Annotated in this window: 4 protein-coding genes; 1 reads left to right on the top strand and 3 read right to left on the bottom strand. The window is 47.0% G+C overall.

All coding sequences use genetic code 11. From position 1 onward, the window contains the following. Positions 1 to 541, top strand: a 541-nt coding sequence (locus tag KB557_RS09695) for a UPF0182 family protein (RefSeq protein ID WP_255133680.1), incomplete at its 5' end; no start/stop codon positions are given. On the opposite strand, the gene cax is transcribed toward KB557_RS09695, so the two are convergent. The 3 genes from cax to KB557_RS09680 form a co-directional block, all read right to left on the bottom strand. Beyond that, positions 538 to 1,635 (bottom strand): calcium/proton exchanger, encoded by a 1,098-nt coding sequence (gene cax, locus KB557_RS09690; RefSeq protein ID WP_255133678.1) that lies wholly within the window; start codon positions 1,633 to 1,635, stop codon positions 538 to 540. The two genes, KB557_RS09695 and cax, sit on opposite strands and share 4 nt — an antisense overlap. Continuing rightward, on the bottom strand, positions 1,632 to 2,687 hold the full coding sequence (fba, locus tag KB557_RS09685) for a class II fructose-bisphosphate aldolase (protein WP_255133676.1): 1,056 nt from the start codon (positions 2,685 to 2,687) through the stop codon (positions 1,632 to 1,634). Before fba ends, cax begins: the two co-directional genes overlap by 4 nt. Before the next feature lie 27 nt (positions 2,688 to 2,714). Then, the coding region (locus tag KB557_RS09680) for a DEAD/DEAH box helicase (protein WP_255133674.1) at positions 2,715 to 3,702 on the bottom strand (988 nt) is incomplete at its 5' end.

Here is a 3,702-nt window from a genome sequence, read left to right as displayed (position 1 = left end):
TGTGCGCACTTTTTACAACGGTGATGATGTTTGGGATATCCCCTTAGAGATATATGGAAATCGCAGTGTTGAAGTGAGGCCATATCACGTAACTTTGCAACTACCCGGAGAAAAAAGACCTGAGTTTGTATTGCTATTACCTTTTTCTCCCTTAAAGCGCCCCAATTTGGTGGGCTGGCTCGCTGCTCGCAATGATGGCAATGCCTACGGCAAATTAAGGCTGGTGCGCTTTCCGCAGCAGAGGTTGCTGCTGGGCACCCAACAGATATCAGCTCTAATTGAACAGGATCCTGTTATCAGCCGTCAATTTGGCCTTTGGAATCGCCAAGGTTCAGAGGTGGTGCAGGGCAATTTGTTAGTGGTACCAATCGGGAAAGGCTTGCTTTATGTGGAGCCTATATATCTAAAAGCTCGCAATGGAGGATTACCAACCCTTGTGAGAGTTGTGGTGAGTGACGGGCGCCGATTTGTTATGGAACGAAATTTGAATACTGCGTTAACTCGCTTAACATCTAAGCAAGCAGGCAAAAACGAAAACTAAAGCAAATAAAAGGTGCTTACCAGCAACAATAAATATACCATCAATAGAAAAGTTCCTTCAAACCAATCGAGTTCGCCATTGCTGCTAACCCATTCCACAGAAAAAACTGCAACAAGTACGGCTACCATTGCTTGTGGGCTAAAAAAGATTCCCAACGGCTTACCTATATATGCCCCAACAAGAACCAAAGCTGGCAATACAAATAAGATAATTTGTACACTTGATCCAATCGTTGAAGCAACTGCAAGATCCATGCGATTGCGTTGAGCTGCCCGTAGTGAAACAACAAATTCTGCGGCACTACCAAAAAGTGGCAAGAGAAATACGCCGGTAAAAAAAGCACTCAAATTGAAACGCTGCGCTGTTGCAGTAAGCGCATCCACAAGGGCTTCTGAACTAAATACCAAAGCCAATGTAGAAATAGAGAGAATCAAGATGGGGCCTATCAATAAAGCATTCTGATTCTTACCGTGATCAATTTCTCCAATGCTAATTGGGAGCGCAGCATTGCTAAACAAATCTTTGTGAGTAAAAAATTGATAAACAAAAGATAAACCATAGAATATTAACAACGCAATAGACATAATGATTGAGTATTGCTCATGGCTCTGCTCGGAATCAAATCTATTAAGATGATCAAGGATCCCGGGAATAAAAGAAACTAAAACAACAGCTAATAATAATTTTGAATTTAACATGGCTGTTTTTGCATTAAATGCCAAAGTTCGGTTTTTAAGCCCGCCAAACAATGCAGCCAAACCTAAAACCAATAGCAAGTTTGTAACCAACCCCCCAACGAGTGAATCCAAGACAATTTCGTATAAACCGCCAGTAAGAGCTGAAAATGAAATTACTAATTCAACTAAATTACCTAATGTGGAATTAAGGATGCCGCCCCAATTATCGCCCAAATGCTCAGCAATCTGTTCCACCGATTGGCTGATTATTTGGGCAAGAGGCACAATTGCAATGCCGTTTACCAAAAAAACAATTAAAGGATTAATCCCCTGGCCTTGGTGATCAAACACCAAACCCAGGGGTATAAAAACTAATAACGGCAACAGCGGCGTACGCAGTGCCGAAAAATTAATCACACGTAAAGGGAGCCTTTTGCATAAAGCCCAGAGTAGTAATTGATATCGCGTTGTTTAATCTTGCTTGCATTACCTGCAGCCCAAAACTGTTGATAACGATCTAGGCACACCTGCTTCATATAAGCGCGGGCGGGTTTATTGAAATGGCGAGGATCGAAGTTAGTGGGATCTTTAGCAGCGGCTTCACGAACCGCAGCAGTGAAAGCCAAGCGATTATCAGTGTCGATATTTACCTTGCGCACACCATTGCGAATACCCTCTTGGATTTCTTCAACGGGCACACCATAGGTTTCGGGGATTGCACCACCGAATTTATTAATCATATCGAGCCATTCTTGGGGAACTGATGAAGAGCCGTGCATCACTAAGTGGGTATTAGGGATGGCCTTATGGATTTCAGCAATCCTTGAAATCGCCAATACTTCACCGGTGGGTTTACGGGTGAATTTATAGGCGCCATGGCTGGTGCCAATGGCGATTGCCAAGGCATCAACTTTGGTTTTAGTAACAAAATCAGCAGCTTCTGCTGGATCCGTTAACAGCTGGGAATGATCGAGGGTGCCCTCAAAACCATGGCCATCTTCGGCTTCACCCTGGCCGGTTTCAAGGGAGCCAAGGCAGCCCAGTTCACCTTCAACACTCACGCCGATGGCATGGGCAACACTCACCACTTCCTTGGTAACCGCCACGTTGTATTCGTAGCTGGCGGGAGTTTTGGCATCGGCTTCAAGGGAGCCATCCATCATCACTGAAGTGAAACCATTAGCAGCAGCGCCAAAACAGGTGGCAGGGCTATTGCCATGGTCTTGGTGCATTACCACAGGGATATCTGGGTAGGTTTCAACAGCCGCCAGGATCAGGTGGCGCAGGAAATTTTCACCCGCATATTGGCGGGCACCGCGGGAGGCTTGCAGAATTACTGGGCTATCGGTTTCATGGGCTGCCTCCATGATCGACTGCACCTGCTCCAAATTGTTCACATTGAACGCTGGGATGCCGTAGCCATTTTCAGCAGCGTGATCTAGCAGTAGGCGTAGCGGAACAAGCGCCATGAGAAATTCTGTGGTTTCTGGGCGACTTTACCGCGAAGGCTTGCGCCTTTGGGCAGATCCGGCGGCAGGTTTGCGAGAAGTGCGTGCTTGGGGCTTTCCCGTTGGCTTTGCCGCAGGGCCTGCAGAGATCGGTTTTTCCGGCTCAAAACCAGGCACCACAAGGCGTGGCAGGGAAGAACCGATCAGATATTCAATAGCTTTTAGCAATTCACGTTCATCAGCGCTAACCAAAGAAAGCGCATGGCCGGTTTGGCCCGCCCTACCGGTGCGGCCAATGCGATGCACATAGTCTTCAGGAACATGGGGTAAATCCATATTCACCACATGGGGCAACTGGGCGATATCGAGGCCGCGGGCGGCGATATCAGTTGCCACCAGCACTCGCAATTCCCCAGCTTTAAAACCACTAAGGGCTTTGGTGCGGGCACCTTGGCTTTTGTTGCCATGGATTGCAGCAGCTTGAATACCTTCTTTAATCAGCCTTTCAGCCAACTTATTAGCGCCGTGTTTTGTGCGAGAAAACACCAACACCTGCTGCCAATTATTACTGAGAATTAAATGACTCAACAAGGCGCCTTTACGGCCTTGATCAACAGGATGAATGCACTGATCAACCGTATCTGCAGTGCGATTTTCAGGGTTCACCTGAATTTGCACAGGTTGATTTAAAAAACCCTCAGCAAGTTTGCGAATCGGGCCTGAAAAGGTGGCTGAAAACATCAAGTTTTGACGTTTTGATGGCAACCAACGCAAGATTTTGCGGATGTCGTTGATGAAGCCCATATCGAGCATGCGATCAGCTTCATCAAGCACCAAAAGCTCAAGGCGGCCGAATTCGATAATTCCTTGGCTATACAGATCAATCAATCGACCAGGGGTAGCCACCAAGAGATCCACGCCGCGGCGTAAGCGATCGATTTGGGGATTGATCCCAACCCCACCAAAAACCACTGCGCTGCGCAAGGCAAGACCATTGCCATAGGTGGCGGCACTTTCAGCCACCTGAGCTGCCAAT

This window comes from Synechococcus sp. Cruz CV12-2-Slac-r, from assembly GCF_024346075.1.
Classification (GTDB): Bacteria; Cyanobacteriota; Cyanobacteriia; order PCC-6307; family Cyanobiaceae; genus Synechococcus_D.
The sequence above is the reverse complement of the archived record's forward strand: the minus strand, read 5'-3'. Positions and strand labels throughout refer to the sequence as shown.